Annotated in this window: 14 protein-coding genes; all 14 read right to left on the bottom strand. The window is 44.3% G+C overall.

Translation table 11 applies throughout. The features are described from left to right. Positions 1–97: 97 nt before the first annotated feature. The 14 genes from tolB to aspS all read right to left on the bottom strand — a co-directional run bounded on the left by tolB (position 98) and on the right by aspS (position 13,971). Positions 98–1,453: a Tol-Pal system beta propeller repeat protein TolB gene (tolB, locus tag BCV39_RS21940; protein WP_102432922.1), complete on the bottom strand. Its 1,356-nt coding sequence runs from the start codon at positions 1,451–1,453 to the stop codon at positions 98–100. Positions 1,454–1,465: 12 nt separating this feature from the next. After that, positions 1,466–2,533, bottom strand: a complete 1,068-nt coding sequence (gene tolA / locus BCV39_RS21935) for a cell envelope integrity protein TolA (RefSeq protein WP_102432923.1) — start codon at positions 2,531–2,533, stop codon at positions 1,466–1,468. Positions 2,534–2,546: 13 nt separating this feature from the next. Further along, on the bottom strand, positions 2,547–2,990 hold the full coding sequence (tolR, locus tag BCV39_RS21930; protein ID WP_048664689.1) for a protein TolR: 444 nt from the start codon (positions 2,988–2,990) through the stop codon (positions 2,547–2,549). A gap of 3 nt (positions 2,991–2,993) precedes the next feature. Continuing rightward, on the bottom strand, positions 2,994–3,677 hold the full coding sequence (gene tolQ, locus BCV39_RS21925) for a protein TolQ (protein ID WP_010437896.1): 684 nt from the start codon (positions 3,675–3,677) through the stop codon (positions 2,994–2,996). Further along, positions 3,667–4,104, bottom strand: a complete 438-nt coding sequence (ybgC, locus tag BCV39_RS21920; RefSeq protein ID WP_102432924.1) for a tol-pal system-associated acyl-CoA thioesterase — start codon at positions 4,102–4,104, stop codon at positions 3,667–3,669. The genes tolQ and ybgC overlap by 11 nt, the downstream gene beginning before the upstream one ends. A 172-nt stretch (positions 4,105–4,276) precedes the next feature. Next, a complete protein-coding gene (gene ybgE / locus BCV39_RS21915) occupies positions 4,277–4,579 on the bottom strand; it encodes a cyd operon protein YbgE (protein ID WP_017055065.1) in 303 nt (100 codons plus the stop codon). Then, a complete protein-coding gene (gene cydX / locus BCV39_RS21910; RefSeq protein ID WP_000270284.1) occupies positions 4,572–4,679 on the bottom strand; it encodes a cytochrome bd-I oxidase subunit CydX in 108 nt (35 codons plus the stop codon). The genes ybgE and cydX overlap by 8 nt, the downstream gene beginning before the upstream one ends. 31 nt (positions 4,680–4,710) lie before the next feature. Continuing rightward, positions 4,711–5,847, bottom strand: coding sequence for a cytochrome d ubiquinol oxidase subunit II (gene cydB, locus BCV39_RS21905; RefSeq protein WP_048659654.1), 1,137 nt, complete (start codon positions 5,845–5,847; stop codon positions 4,711–4,713). Between the two features lie 13 nt (positions 5,848–5,860). Then, positions 5,861–7,447, bottom strand: coding sequence for a cytochrome ubiquinol oxidase subunit I (gene cydA / locus BCV39_RS21900; RefSeq protein WP_102432925.1), 1,587 nt, complete (start codon positions 7,445–7,447; stop codon positions 5,861–5,863). A 552-nt stretch (positions 7,448–7,999) separates the two neighbouring features. After that, positions 8,000–9,016 carry a Holliday junction branch migration DNA helicase RuvB gene (ruvB, locus tag BCV39_RS21895; protein WP_017062078.1) on the bottom strand — a complete coding sequence of 339 codons (1,017 nt, stop codon included), beginning with the start codon at positions 9,014–9,016 and terminating at the stop codon, positions 8,000–8,002. A 103-nt stretch (positions 9,017–9,119) separates the two neighbouring features. Beyond that, a complete protein-coding gene (gene ruvA / locus BCV39_RS21890; protein WP_017062079.1) occupies positions 9,120–9,731 on the bottom strand; it encodes a Holliday junction branch migration protein RuvA in 612 nt (203 codons plus the stop codon). Between the two features lie 92 nt (positions 9,732–9,823). Continuing rightward, the gene (locus tag BCV39_RS21885; RefSeq protein ID WP_102432926.1) at positions 9,824–11,284 is read right to left on the bottom strand and encodes a methyl-accepting chemotaxis protein; all 1,461 of its coding nucleotides are present in this window, start codon (positions 11,282–11,284) and stop codon (positions 9,824–9,826) included. A gap of 214 nt (positions 11,285–11,498) precedes the next feature. Continuing rightward, positions 11,499–12,020: a crossover junction endodeoxyribonuclease RuvC gene (ruvC, locus tag BCV39_RS21880; RefSeq protein ID WP_102432927.1), complete on the bottom strand. Its 522-nt coding sequence runs from the start codon at positions 12,018–12,020 to the stop codon at positions 11,499–11,501. Between the two features lie 172 nt (positions 12,021–12,192). Next, a complete protein-coding gene (aspS, locus tag BCV39_RS21875; RefSeq protein WP_019821025.1) occupies positions 12,193–13,971 on the bottom strand; it encodes an aspartate--tRNA ligase in 1,779 nt (592 codons plus the stop codon). Positions 13,972–14,163: the final 192 nt, after the last annotated feature.

The raw sequence follows: 14,163 nt of genomic DNA, 5'->3' as shown, positions 1-14,163 counted from the left end.
GTTATCAAACTTAGTTTCTACAGCGACTAAGTGCTATAGATAGTTAATTGCCACAATAGTTAACACTATCAATAGCTAAAAGAATGTATCAAGAGAACTAGAGGAACGGTGACCACGCAGGCGCTCTTACACGTCCGTTGGTTGCCGGTAATCTAGCTTTAAAACGGCCATCGATAGAAACCATCGATAGTACGTTAGTTTTATTGTAAATAGAGCTATAGATAACCATACCTCCATTCGGCGCAATGCTTGGAGATTCATCTAACAATGTTTTTGTTAGCACCTGAACCGCACCGGTTTCCAAATCCTGCTTAGCCAAGTTAAAACCTGAGTTACTGCGATTCACCATGATAAGGAATCGACCATCAGGGGTGATCTGGCCACCTAAGTTTTGGCTACCTTGCCAAGTAATACGAGAAGTCGAATTATTGGACAAATTTACATTATAAATCTGAGGTTTACCACCACGATCCGATGTGAAAATAAGAGACTTGCCATCTGGGTGCCAGAATGGTTCAGTATTATTCGAACGGCCGCGGGTAATTTGAGTCAGCTTACGGCTAGCAAGGTCAAGTGTGTACACCTGAAGGCTGCCTGTTTTCGACAATACCAATGCCAATGTTTTACCATCTGGCGAGAATCTTGGCGCACCATTGTGACGAGGGTATGACGTCACTTTCTCACGTTCACCGGTGTAAATATTCATGATGAATATTTCAGCTTGGCCATTCTGGAAGCTCACATACGCAAGTTTCTTACCATCTGGTGACCATGCTGGAGACATAAGAGGCTGCTTAGAACGAAGTACTAAACGCTCATTAAAGCCATCGTAGTCAGCAACACGAAGTTGGTATGGGTACTTATCTTTGTCGTTCACAACTACGTAAGAGATACGAGTTAAGAACGCGCCTTTCTCACCGGTTAATTCTTCATACACTAAGTCAGAAATACGGTGTGCGTATCGGCGCAAGTCCGTTGCCGATAAATCACGCTTCACTTTATGAAAGAGAACATGATCCATAGTACGAACCAAATGACCATCATCATTTAGCCCTTTACTATGACCTTTCGTCAATTGCCCTCGAATAGTGTCAATTAACTGATAACTGATTGTATAAGTACCATTGGGGTTTGGAGAAATAGAGCCGGTTAAGAGTGAATCAACGCCTAAGTTAGTCCAAGCATCGAAGTTCACCTCAGTTTCGCTGTAAGGCGTTTGAGGCATTTTGCTTGTCGCAACTGGGCTGAATTTACCACTGCGTTGTAGGTCAGAAGCGATAACTGCTGATACATCGTGTGGCAATGGCTCTGCGCCTTCCCAACGGAAAGGTACAATAGCGATAGGTCGTGCAGAGTTAATACCGTCTGTAATAACCAGCTCCAGTGCCGCATGTGCAAACTGGCTGCTTGTAGCTATTAAGAAAACAAAACTCAGTAGTAGTTTCTTTAACACAAGTTCGTCCTTTTACTCTGGTGATACAGTTAAGTTAATGTCTTTTAGTGATTTCACGATGTCTGGGTCTTTAGGCAATGGATAAGATTGCACTTGTGCCACGGCACGCTTGGTTGCTGCACATAAACGGCTATCGCCATCTAAGATGCTTAAGCTACCCAAAATAGCGTTTGAGCCCGTTGGAATCAGCTTAAGGTTCACTCGACATGAGCGCCCTCGATAGCTGTCTTCTAACAACAGATTCTGTTGAATCAATTGGGTATAGATAGCCCCGTAACGTTGTGCTTCATCACTAATAAATTGTTGTCTTGCTGAAGAGTTTTGAGTCGCTTCAGTTTCAAGACCAGCAAAGATATCGTTCAATGCTGCTTCTTGTTGTTTACGCTCTTTTTCTGCTTTAGCTGCAGCTTCTTTTGCCTTACGGGCTTTCTCTGCTGCGGCTGCCGCTTCTTTCTCTTTCGCTATGCGTTGCTTTTCAGCGCGTTCAGCGGCTTCTTTCTCTTTACGAGCTTTGTCTGCTGCCTCTTTCGCCGCTTTTTCTTTTGCCACGCGTTCTTGTTCAGCTTTTGCGATTGCCGCTTCTTTGGCCTTACGCTCGTTCTCGGCTTTCACCAACGCAGCTTCTTTCAGCTTGCGATCAGCTTCGGCTTTAGCGGCTTTCTTTTTCTCTTGCTGTAAACGCGTTTCTTCAGCTTTGCGTTGTTTCTCTTTCTCAACTCGGCGCTTTTCAGCTTCACGAGTCGCTTTAGCCTCTTTCGCTTGTTGTTCTTTTAGCTTACGAATATTTTCTTCTTCAGCTTTACGATTCTTTTCAAGTCGTTCGCTTTCACGTCTCAGTTTGTCTAAACGCTCTTGCTCTTTCTTGCTCGCGGCTTCTCGCTGTTGACGAATCTGTTGAGCTTGCTGGCGAACCAACTGAGGATCAATCACCACAGCCTGAACCATCTGCCCTGTCGGCTTAGGTTCTGACATCGTGAAATCCGCTCCCCAAATAAGCGCAACGAATAAAATGACGTGCAGCCCAAGTGAAATAAGAAGCGGTTTTCTGAAACTATTGGATTTTTTATTAGTCGCTTTCATGAATGCTACGGAGCTATTCCCTTATATCCGTTAAAAGGCCAACCTTTGGCACACCTGCACGGCTTAATTCATCAAGTAATAAAACCACTTCAGCGTAAGGCGTTGCGGCATCACCGCCAACCGCCACTGGAGAATTCGGCTTCAAAGACAACTCAGCTTTCACTCGGATGATAATATCTTCCATAGATAAACCACGCTGTACTTCTTCGTCATTAACGCTCAAGCCAAGTTCACCGTCTTTGTTCACTTCAACGATGATGAAACTTGCGTTGTCGTCCCCCAGTAGGTCTTGTGCCGATTTAGCCGTTGAAGCCTGAGGCAATTCAACGTCAACGCCTTGAGTAACAAACGGCGAAGTCACCATAAAAATGATCAGCAAAACAAGCATAACGTCGATGTAAGGTACAACGTTAATCTCTGCTGTCATTTTGCGTTTTTTAGGTTGGTATCCAGCCATCTATTATTCCCTGCCAGCCATCGCTTGACGGTGAAGAATACTGTGGAACTCTTCAGAGAAAGTCGCGTAGTTGTGCTCTAGCTTGCCTACTCGGCTGCTGAAGCGGTTGTACGCCATAACTGCTGGAATTGCAGCAAATAGACCCATTGCGGTTGCGATCAGCGCTTCTGCAATACCAGGGGCAACCATTGCGAGTGTCGCTTGCTTCACTTCACCTAATGCGATGAATGAGTGCATGATGCCCCAAACCGTACCAAATAGGCCGATGTATGGGCTGATAGAACCAACGGTCGCCAAGAAAGGTAAGTTAGTTTCTAGTTCATCGACTTCACGAGCAACAGCAACGCGCATCGCACGGCCAGTGCCTTCCATAATGAAGTCAGGTGATGTTGCATTCGATTTACGAAGGCGAGCAAACTCAGTAAAGCCTGCGTAGAAAATTTCTTCAGTACCAGAAAGCTCGTCTTTGCGTTTATTGCTCTCTTGGTACAATTTTGCAAGATCAACGCCTGACCAAAATTTGTCTTCAAACACTTCTGTTTGTTTCGAAGCTTGAGATAATACTTTACTTCTTTTGATGATCATCGCCCAAGAAACAACAGACATGCCCATAAGAACTAGCATGACCATTTTAACTAATAAACTAGCTTCTAAAATTAGGCCTAAGATTGAGATTTCAGCAGTCACTATTCGTTAGCTCCGTAAGAATAAATGTTGGCATTGCCTTTGGTTTCATTTTTTGATTGTCGATACATGCTACCTTAACCATTGCTTTACACAATGCTTTGCCATCAGGATTTACGATCTCTTGACAGAAGACCAAGGTAGCTCGCTTCAACTCGTAAATATTTGTAATGACTTGTAAAGAATCATCAAGGCGCGCACCTTGAATAAAATCAATGTCCATATGTCGGACTACAAAACCGATGTTTTGTTCTAACAAGACTTGCTGAGAAACGCCAATTGAGCGCAACATCTCAGTTCGAGCGCGTTCGAAAAACTTAAGATAGTTTGAATGGTATACAACACCACCTGCATCGGTGTCTTCGTAATACACTGTCACTGGCCACGTAAATGGCTTAGATAATCCCTGCAATTTGCTACCACAACCCAAAACGATAAAGATCTCACTATAACCTAACTCCTTATCATTAATAGTATATCGCTGTGAATTTTTTGATTTAACAGACGAAAAAAAAGGCCATCTGTATAAGATGACCTCTTTTTGGCTAAAAACCCAACAAGTATAAAGATTCACATCGTTATGAACCTAAATCCTTTGCCTTTTATAGAAGGCGCAGCACCGTTAGGTAGAGCAAAATTGTGAGTGAAACGTATGGGCTAAACAGTAGCTGCCACATCCAAGCTCTTGGCTTAAATCCAATACCGTAAACCATGCTTGAGCAAACTGCCCAGATAAACATTGGCCCGATGATCGCGTTAAAGCCCCCGATGCTTGTCGCATACGCTTCAGGATCCCACATCACTAAACCAACATGCATGAAACCCAATACCAAGGATAAAGCTCTTAATAGAGTCTTATCCATTGGTTGATGCAGTTTAGCGATTTGCTCTGCGAGATTACTCACTGTCTTTGTCCATCATTTCTGAATGCTCTAGCCAAAGAGCATTAATGATGCCGAATGCACATGCTAGAAGTACACCCAAAATCCATGCGAAATACCACATAAAATTTCTCCTAAGTTATTTAACTTCTAGCTTAGTAAGCTGAAACGTCGTTATCTTCGATGTGTTTCTTATCTAGACGACCGAACATTTTGTAGTATGTCCAAGTTGTGTAGCCAAGAATCACCGGAACCATTACCGCCGCAACAGCAGTCATAAGGCCAAGCGTAAGCTCACTCGCTGTTGAATCCCACATAGTCAAACTATGGCTAGGGTTCAGGCTTGATGGCATTACGAATGGGAACATTGCAAAACCAGCCGTTAAAATAACACCTGCGTTCGATAGACTTGAGAACAAGAATGCGAAACCACCACGCTCAAAGCGAGATGCAATCACAGCAAGCAGTGGCATCGCTACCCCAAGGATCGGTGCAGCCCACATTGCTGGATACGTTTCGAAGTTTGTCATCCAAGCACCCACTTGAAGTGATACTTCTTTGTTTAGAGGGTTTGAATCAGCAAACGTATCGATAGTGCTTGTAATAACATAGCCTTCGATAGATTGAACCCAGAAACCACCAATAACGAACAGAGCAATAGCAATTAGGCCAGTGATCTGAGCAACGTTACGAGCACGAGCGTGCAGCTCTTCTGTAGTCTTCATTTGAAGCCATGTTGCACCTTGCATCACGAACAACATCAGAGCTAATACACCACAAAGCAATGCAAACGGGTTTAGCAGAGCGAAGAACGTGCCATGGTACTTAGACATCATAAATTCGTTCAGGTCAAATGGAACACCTTGTAATAGGTTACCAAATGCTACACCGAAGATGATTGGTGGAACTGTACCACTAAAGCAAAGTGCGTAGTCCCAAGTTTTGCGCCATTTTGGATCTTCGATCTTAGAACGGTAATCAAGAGCAAGTGGTCGTAACCAAAGCGCTGCTAACGTCGCATACATTGCGAAGTAGAAGCCAGAAAACGATGTTGCGTAAACCAGTGGCCACGCAGCAAACAATGCGCCACCCGCAGTGATAAGCCAAACTTGGTTACCATCCCAGTGAGGGGCAATCGTGTTTAGCATAATACGGCGTTCAGTGTCGCTCTTACCGATAACCGGTGAAAGAGCAGCAACACCCATATCGAAGCCATCAGTTACGGCGAAACCAACCAGTAGAACACCGATCAATACCCACCAAATAAGTCGTAAGCTTTCGTAATCAAACATAATATTCCCTCACTTATACTTCGACTGAACGGCTAACTTTGTCTTCAACAGAGTTATCGTTTTGTTCAAAGTGGTAACGGCCTGTCTTTAAGCTACTTGGACCTTTACGTGCGAATTTCAGCATTAGGTAAACTTCAGCAATCAAGAACACTGTGTACAGTGCCAGAATAGCGAATAGAGAAGTCCAAAGCTGTTCAATAGTTAGTGCTGATGCTGCAACGTTAACCGGTAGGATTTCACCAACCGCCCATGGTTGACGACCAAACTCAGCAACGAACCAACCCGCTTCGATCGCAATCCAAGGAAGTGGGATTGAGAACAGCGCCGCTTTAAGTACCCATGGTTTCTGTTCGATCTTTTGACGACACGTTTGAACAAACGCTGCGCCGAATACAAACAACATGATGAAGCCACAAGCAACCATCAGACGGAATGACCAGAATAGAGGCCAAACTGTTGGGATAGAATCATCCGCAGCCATTTGGATTTGCTCTTCTGTTGCATCAACAACGTCGTCTGTGTAGCGCTTAAGAAGTAGACCGTAACCTAGGTCACCTTTCACTTCGTCGAATGCCACCATGTTTTCTTCAGACTTATCGCCTGAACGTAGCTTTTCAAGCAGCTCGTATGCGTACATACCCGTGCGGATACGATCAACGTGGTCATCACGCAGGTCACGCAGGCCTGTTACTTCTTTATCAAGAGAACGTGTTGCGATAATACCCATTACGTAAGGAATCTTAATTGCGTAGTCAGTATCCATTGTTTCTTGGTTTGGAATACCAAAAACAGTGAATGCAGCTGGTGCTTCTTCAGTGTGCCACTCTGCTTCTACAGCAGCGAGTTTCACTTTTTGAACTTCACCAAGCTCGTAACCAGATTCATCACCTAGCACGATTACTGACAGGATCGCCGCCATACCGAAAGATGCTGCAATCGCAAAAGAACGACGAGCAAAGGCAAGGTCACGACCTTTAAGAATGTAGTATGAGCTGATACCAAGGATGAACATTGCACCCGTTGTGTAACCAGACGCTACTGTGTGTACGAATTTAACCTGTGCTACTGGGTTTAGTACAACTTCAGCGAAGCTCACCATTTCCATACGCATCGTTTCAAAGTTAAATTCCGCACCCACTGGGTTTTGCATCCAGCCGTTAGCTACCAAGATCCAAAGCGCAGAGAAGTTAGAACCAAGTGCTACTAACCAAGTTACCGCTAAGTGTTGACGCTTCGACAATCTGTCCCAACCGAAGAAGAAAAGACCAACAAAAGTAGACTCTAGGAAGAATGCAACAAGCGCTTCGATAGCCAGCGGTGCACCAAAGATGTCGCCAACATAGTGAGAATAGTAAGACCAGTTAGTACCGAACTGGAACTCCATGGTTAAGCCTGTCGCTACACCAAGAGCAAAGTTAATACCAAACAATTTACCCCAGAACTTAGTCATGTCCTTGTAAATTTGCTTTCCAGTCATTACATAAACTGACTCCATAATGGCAAGTAGAAATGCCATACCTAGTGTCAGTGGAACAAATAGGAAGTGATACATCGCTGTAAATGCAAATTGCAATCGCGACAGATCAACAACATCAATCATGGTAACTCCTTTGTGTCGGCTGAATGACACTTGTGTGATTATTCACCGCAAAAATCCATGTTAAAACAATTTATGTAATTGTTATTACAAATTGAAATTTGTAGCAAAAACGTACCGTTATAGTTAGATTATTGTTAAGCATGAGCTAATATAGCTGGCGCTAATATTACTGGTAAAATCAGTATGTTTCAAAAGATTTATAGGAGAAGCCTGCGTTGATTTGTATCAATTTTATTCACGCAAATTAGAGGTATTTTTGAACAATCATGATTAAAATCACACCAATTTGAGCTCTGTTAATAACAGCGCATGATATCTGTGACAAAAGCTCAGCACCACTTCAACATACAAATTACAACTACCCATAAAGTACTAACAAAAGTTATGACAACTTATTTCAATTTTTGTTAGCTAAATCAAACCTGAAATCAAAGTTTTCATTTTTGAAACCCGCTATTCAGCCTTTTTATCGATTAGCGCAAAGAGTTGTTATTCAGTAAAATGCAAAAAATCCCAGCGCTTATGCAACTGGGATCTTTAAAAATGAATAATTTAACGATTAGACGGCTTATCTATTCCGAAGTGTAAATAAGCTCTGTCGGTCGCGATTCGACCTCTTGGCGTTCTTTGTAGGTAACCTTGCTGAATCAAGTAAGGCTCTAACACGTCTTCAATGGTGTCTCTTTCTTCACCGATCGCTGCAGCCATATTGTCGATACCCACTGGACCACCACCAAACTTTTCCATGATCGCAAGCAGAAGCTTTCTATCCATGTAGTCAAAACCTTTAGCATCGACATCCAACATGTTAAGCGCTTTATCGGCAACCTCTGGGCAGATATGACCATCTCCTTTCACTTCCGCATAGTCGCGTACACGGCGCAGTAAACGATTGGCAATACGTGGTGTACCACGAGCACGACGAGCAACTTCTAACGCCCCTTCTGATTCCATAGAAAGACCAAGGCAATCAGCGCTTCGTTGCACGATGTTTTGCAAGTCTTCAACTTTGTAATACTCAAGACGCTGAGTGATACCAAAACGGTCACGTAACGGAGACGTAAGCGAGCCAGCACGAGTCGTTGCGCCTATCAACGTAAAAGGTGGAAGATCGATCTTGATAGAGCGTGCCGCAGGGCCTTCACCAATCATGATATCTAATTGGTAATCTTCCATTGCTGGATACAACACCTCTTCAACCACAGGGCTAAGGCGGTGGATCTCATCAATGAATAGGACATCATTTTCTTCAAGGTTAGTCAGCAGCGCCGCTAGGTCGCCGGCTTTTTCCAGTACAGGGCCTGAAGTGGTGCGAATGTTTACATCCATTTCATTAGCAACAATGTTCGCCAACGTGGTTTTCCCCAAGCCTGGAGGACCAAATATCAACAAATGATCGAGGGCCTCATTACGCAATTGCGCCGCTTTGATGAAAATTTCCATTTGGCCACGAACATGATCCTGACCTTGATAGTCAGCAAGTGCTTTAGGGCGTATTGCACGATCAATGACATCTTCATCTTTGAATACTGGGTTGTCCGGTGCAATAAGGCGATCGGCTTCAATCATAAATTCTGCTATTCCTAACTATGCGCTTGTTGACTCTGCGCTTCTTGACTCTGTGTAAAGGCAAAGTGAATGAGCCTGTTTTGTAGAACAAGTATATGAGGTATTAAACCATCGATTTCAGTGCTTCGCGAATTAACTGCTCGCTGGTCATGCCATCTTTAGCCACTTGAGAAACCACCTTAGAAGCTTGAGTCGGCTTGTAACCTAATGCAAGTAACGCACTTACCGCTTCTTCTTCAGCGTCGTGAACGGTTGGCATAGAATCAATTGGTGCTGCATCCGTCGCTGGAGTAAATAGGTCACCCGCGCCCCACCCTTTCAGGCGGTCTTTCATTTCAACAACCAGACGTTCTGCGGTTTTCTTACCGACACCCGGCAGTTTCACTAGCGTAGAAATATCTTCACGTTCAACACTCTGAACAAACTGACTCGCCGTCATACCTGAAAGAATACCAAGACCAAGTTTAGGACCAACACCATTTGCTTTGATAACTTCACGGAACAGCGCACGCTCTTTAACTGTATTGAAGCCGTAAAGCAGTTGTGCATCTTCACGAACAACAAAGTGAGTGTAGATAATTGCCTCTTCGCCCACATTTGGTAATTCATAAAAACAGCTCATTGGCATTTGAACTTCATAGCCAACGCCACTCACTTCGATTAGTAATTCTGGTGGCTGTTTTTCTATTAATGTACCGCGTAGACGTCCGATCACAATTCACTCTCTTGATGGAATATAATTTGAGGGACAGAATATAAAAGAACTGGATGCTTATCCAGTTCTTTGTGTTTATTCGGGTGATTTATTTACGCTTGTTTGGCTTGTGAAACCACGTTATTTAAGCTTTCGACCAGCTCTTTGACAGAGGTAACATGCCCTGTGAGTTCAGAACCATAATTGGCGACTAAGCCGGACACGGATTTGGTTTCCGCAACGCTCTGTGCCACTTCTGAACTCGCGAGATCGAGCTCTTTCAAAGAACTCATCTGCATCGCCATAATGTTGGTGAGCTGATTGACGTCAGTCGAGATAGTTTGAACTTCTGAGATGATGCCGTTCATCTCATTCGCCGTGGTTTCAATTATCGCTCGACCATGTTCCACTTCGTCTTTACTACGGTCCAACAAGGTTCGAATTTCTATCGCGGAATGACTGCTTTTCGCCGATAACTCTCTTACTTGGTCGGCGACTACTGCAAAGCCTCTTCCCTGCTCACCTGCGCGAGCCGCTTCTATTGCCGCGTTTAATGCCAACAAATTAGTTTGTTCCGCTACTGAAGTAATCAAGTCAGCGACTTTCATGATCTCTTGATTACTTTGAATGATCTGAGTGATAGCACTGGTTGAGGCTTCTAATGACTCAGAGCTCTTTTGCGCTTTCTCTCCGACCGCTTCACTACGCTCTTTCAACTCACCCACAAATGAGTTTGATTCTTCGATACCTTGAGTCATTTGGTGCAATTGTTGGCTCATCTGTTCTGCCGCACTGGCCTGAGATTCGCAATTGATATTCAGCACCTCAACTTGCGAATGTAAATCTCGCGACTGTTGGTCTAGATGCACAGATACGCCCTGTAAGCTTTCCGAATTCGAATTAGCTTGGTCAAGCACCACCGAGAGTCGCCCTTCACTCTTTGTCGCTTGATTAGCAATCTGTTGGCTTTCTGAAATCGCTTCTTCCGCCATTTCGATTGCAACCTCTTTTTGCTTCGCAGTAAACGCTTGAGCAATACAAATCACCACCAGCGGCATGATCACACCAGACCAGGTTTCAACCACCACCGCTTCCGGAGTAAGTACTAACTGCGGAAATTCAAATCCATTAAGGTGAGCTGACGTCATCATCAATGAAACGCCAATCACTAACCCACTCCATACCAAGGCGACAATACGTGTTCCTGACAAGAAAAAAGCGACCACTAACAAAGGAACCCAATACGCCTGCGTCGATGCCACCACACCACCGCTTTGGTAGATGATATTCAGCGCATGTACTGCCATACCAACAAAGCCAAAATTGAGTGCAAGGCTCGGTTTACTGGTAACACGCAACAGCAGTGCGGAGATCAGTTCAAACGCGATAAGGAATACAGATGTAGCGATCAGAAGTTGCTCTTCGTGCTTGGTCCATTTGATTAAGCTGTAGACACCAACAAAGAAGGCGATAAAAGTGAAGAGTAATAAGATATCGGCTTGTCTGACTTCGTTGTTACTCCACCCATTACTTTTAGGTAGAAACAGCGCACGCCACAGCTTGATTGGGTTCATCAGTGATCATCCTTGATTAACTTGTTAGACCTCCGACCAATGTTAATAACATGTTAAATGATACGCAATGTTATTATCTGGGTTCTGTTCGAAAGATCTCATTTCATCAAGAATTTAGCGGCGTAGTATTTTGATATGAGCCAAACAGGGTGTAAGGCTCATCAATAGAATAGGTCTAAAGGCTGTATGTTAGGAGCTAACAAGAGAGCGAGGTTTAACGGTAGCGCCCTTTTCTCGCGCCTGTCGCCTTACCAGCCAGTGCTATCAATGTTTTGTTGGTGTTAGCGTGAGTGATCGCTACGCCTAGAGCATCGGCTGCATCGGCCTGTGGCTTAGCAGGTAGCTTAAGCATACTCATCACCATGTTCTGAACCATAGACTTATCTGCACCACCATTACCTGTCACGGCTTGCTTAATTAAACGAGCCGCGTATTCGTGAACAGGCAAATCCGCATTTACAGCCGCTACGATCGCACTGCCACGAGCTTGTCCAAGCTTAAGTGCAGAATCCGCATTCTTCGCCATGAAGACTTGCTCAATAGCAAACACATCCGGCTGAAACTGAGTGATGATTTCGCTCACACCTGCATAGATCTGCTTAAGTCGACCCGGTAACTCTATTTCTGAGGTGCGAATACAACCACTCCCTAAGTAATATAGATGGCGGCCATTTTGACGAATAACACCGTAACCGGTAATGCGTGAGCCAGGGTCAATCCCTAAGATAATAGACATAACTTCAAATACTGATTATTTATACATGCTTTATGAGCTTAGTATATCGAACGCAAAAAAAAATGCCCGTCAAATTAACGGGCATTTTCTAATTTACTGGCAAGTCTTGGCTAATTAATTAAGAGCTCTCTACCAACTAGGATCTCTTCATCAACAAGAAAAGATAACAGGCTTACGCTTGCTCTTTTTTCTCTGCCAATTTAACTGCGATTGCTAGCTCTTCCAGTGATGCTGGGTTCGCTAGGCTTGGCGCGTCTGTTAGTAGACATGCTGCAGCTGTCGTTTTCGGGAATGCGATAACGTCACGGATGTTCTCAGTACCACAAAGTAGCATTGCTAGACGGTCAAGACCGAATGCTAGACCAGCGTGTGGTGGCGTGCCGTACTTAAGCGCTTCAAGTAGGAAGCCGAACTTCTCTTGTTGCTCTTGTTCTTCGATACCTAGGATACCGAATACCGCTGTTTGCATTTCTGCGTTATGAATACGTACAGAACCGCCGCCTACTTCGTAGCCGTTGATTACCATGTCGTATGCATCAGAGTTTGCTGCTGCTGGGTTTGCTTTAAGCTCTTCCGCGTTCACACCTAGTGGCGATGTGAATGGGTGGTGCATTGCGTGTAGGTTACCTTCGCCGTCTTCTTCGAACATTGGGAAGTCAACAACCCACAGTGGAGCCCAAGCAGATGTGTCTGTTAGCTCTAGATCAGTACCTAGTTTAAGACGAAGTGCACCCATTGCTTCAGCAACGATGCCCGCTTTGTCTGCGCCGAACAGAATGATATCGCCAGATTCAGCTTGAGTGCGATCTAGAATACCGTTGATTACGTCTTCGCTTAGGAATTTAGCAACTGGAGATTGAATACCTTCCATGCCTGCAGCACGGTCGTTCACCTTCATCCATGCTAGGCCTTTCGCGCCGTAGATGTTTACGTGTTCAGCGTAACCGTCGATTTGCTTACGAGTTAGCTTAGCACCACCTGGAACACGGATAACCGCTACACGACCTTTTTCGTCGTTAGCCGGGCCAGAGAATACTTTGAACTCAACGTCTTTAACTAAATCAGCAACGTCAACTAGCTCTAGTGGGTTACGTAGATCTGGCTTATCAGAACCGAAACGGCGAATCGCTTCAGAGAAAGGCATTACTGGGAATTGGCCTAGTTCAACATCTAGAAGTTCTTTCCACATATCGTGAACAAGCTTCTCAGTCACGTTACGTACTTCTTGAGAAGTCATGAAAGATGTTTCGATATCGATCTGAGTAAATTCAGGCTGACGGTCAGCACGTAAATCTTCATCACGGAAACATTTAACGATTTGGTAGTAACGGTCAAAACCAGACATCATCAGCAGTTGCTTGAACAACTGAGGAGATTGAGGAAGTGCGTAGAAGCTGCCTTTGTGAACACGGCTTGGTACTAGGTAGTCACGAGCACCTTCTGGTGTCGCTTTCGTTAGTACTGGCGTTTCGATGTCTAGGAATAGGTTCTCATCAAGGAAACGACGAACGAAGCTAGAAGCACGTGCACGAAGCTTGATACGGTCGCTCATTTCTGGACGACGAAGATCGATGTAACGGTACTTAAGACGCTGTTCTTCAGAGTTCGTTTGGTTGAAGTCTAGTGGAAGCGCTTCTGAACGGTTGATGATCTCTAGACCAGTCGCGTAAAGCTCTACTTCACCAGTAGCCATGTCTTTATTTACTTGGCTATCAGGACGAACACGTACTTCACCAGTAAATTTGATACAGAATTCATTACGCAGTTGGTTAGCGATCGGGAAGATATCTTTCATATCTGGATCGACAACAACCTGAACGATGCCTTCACGATCACGCATATCAATAAAGATAAGACCGCCTAAATCACGGCGACGGTTTACCCAGCCGCACAATTCTACAGTTTGTCCCGCCAGGGACTTGTTCAGGTTACCACAGTAATGGGTACGCATAATGAATTTCCCAATCTCTTAATAATTTACTAATTTCCAGGCTGTCAGTGGTCATTCCACACAACAGAGCAAAGGAACATTTATACGCGGAAACTCGCTTAAAATCGACCTTCCGCATTCGAATTTATTGTGTTTTATCTGGCTTTGCTGCTTTTTAGCCCATCAAGTGCGCAAAGATTCATCAAAACCGAA

Source organism: Vibrio sp. 10N.286.55.E10, from assembly GCF_002872555.1.
GTDB classification, from domain to species: Bacteria; Pseudomonadota; Gammaproteobacteria; order Enterobacterales; family Vibrionaceae; genus Vibrio; species Vibrio crassostreae.
Note: the sequence above shows the minus strand (reverse complement) of the source record. Positions and strands in the feature narration are given on the sequence as shown.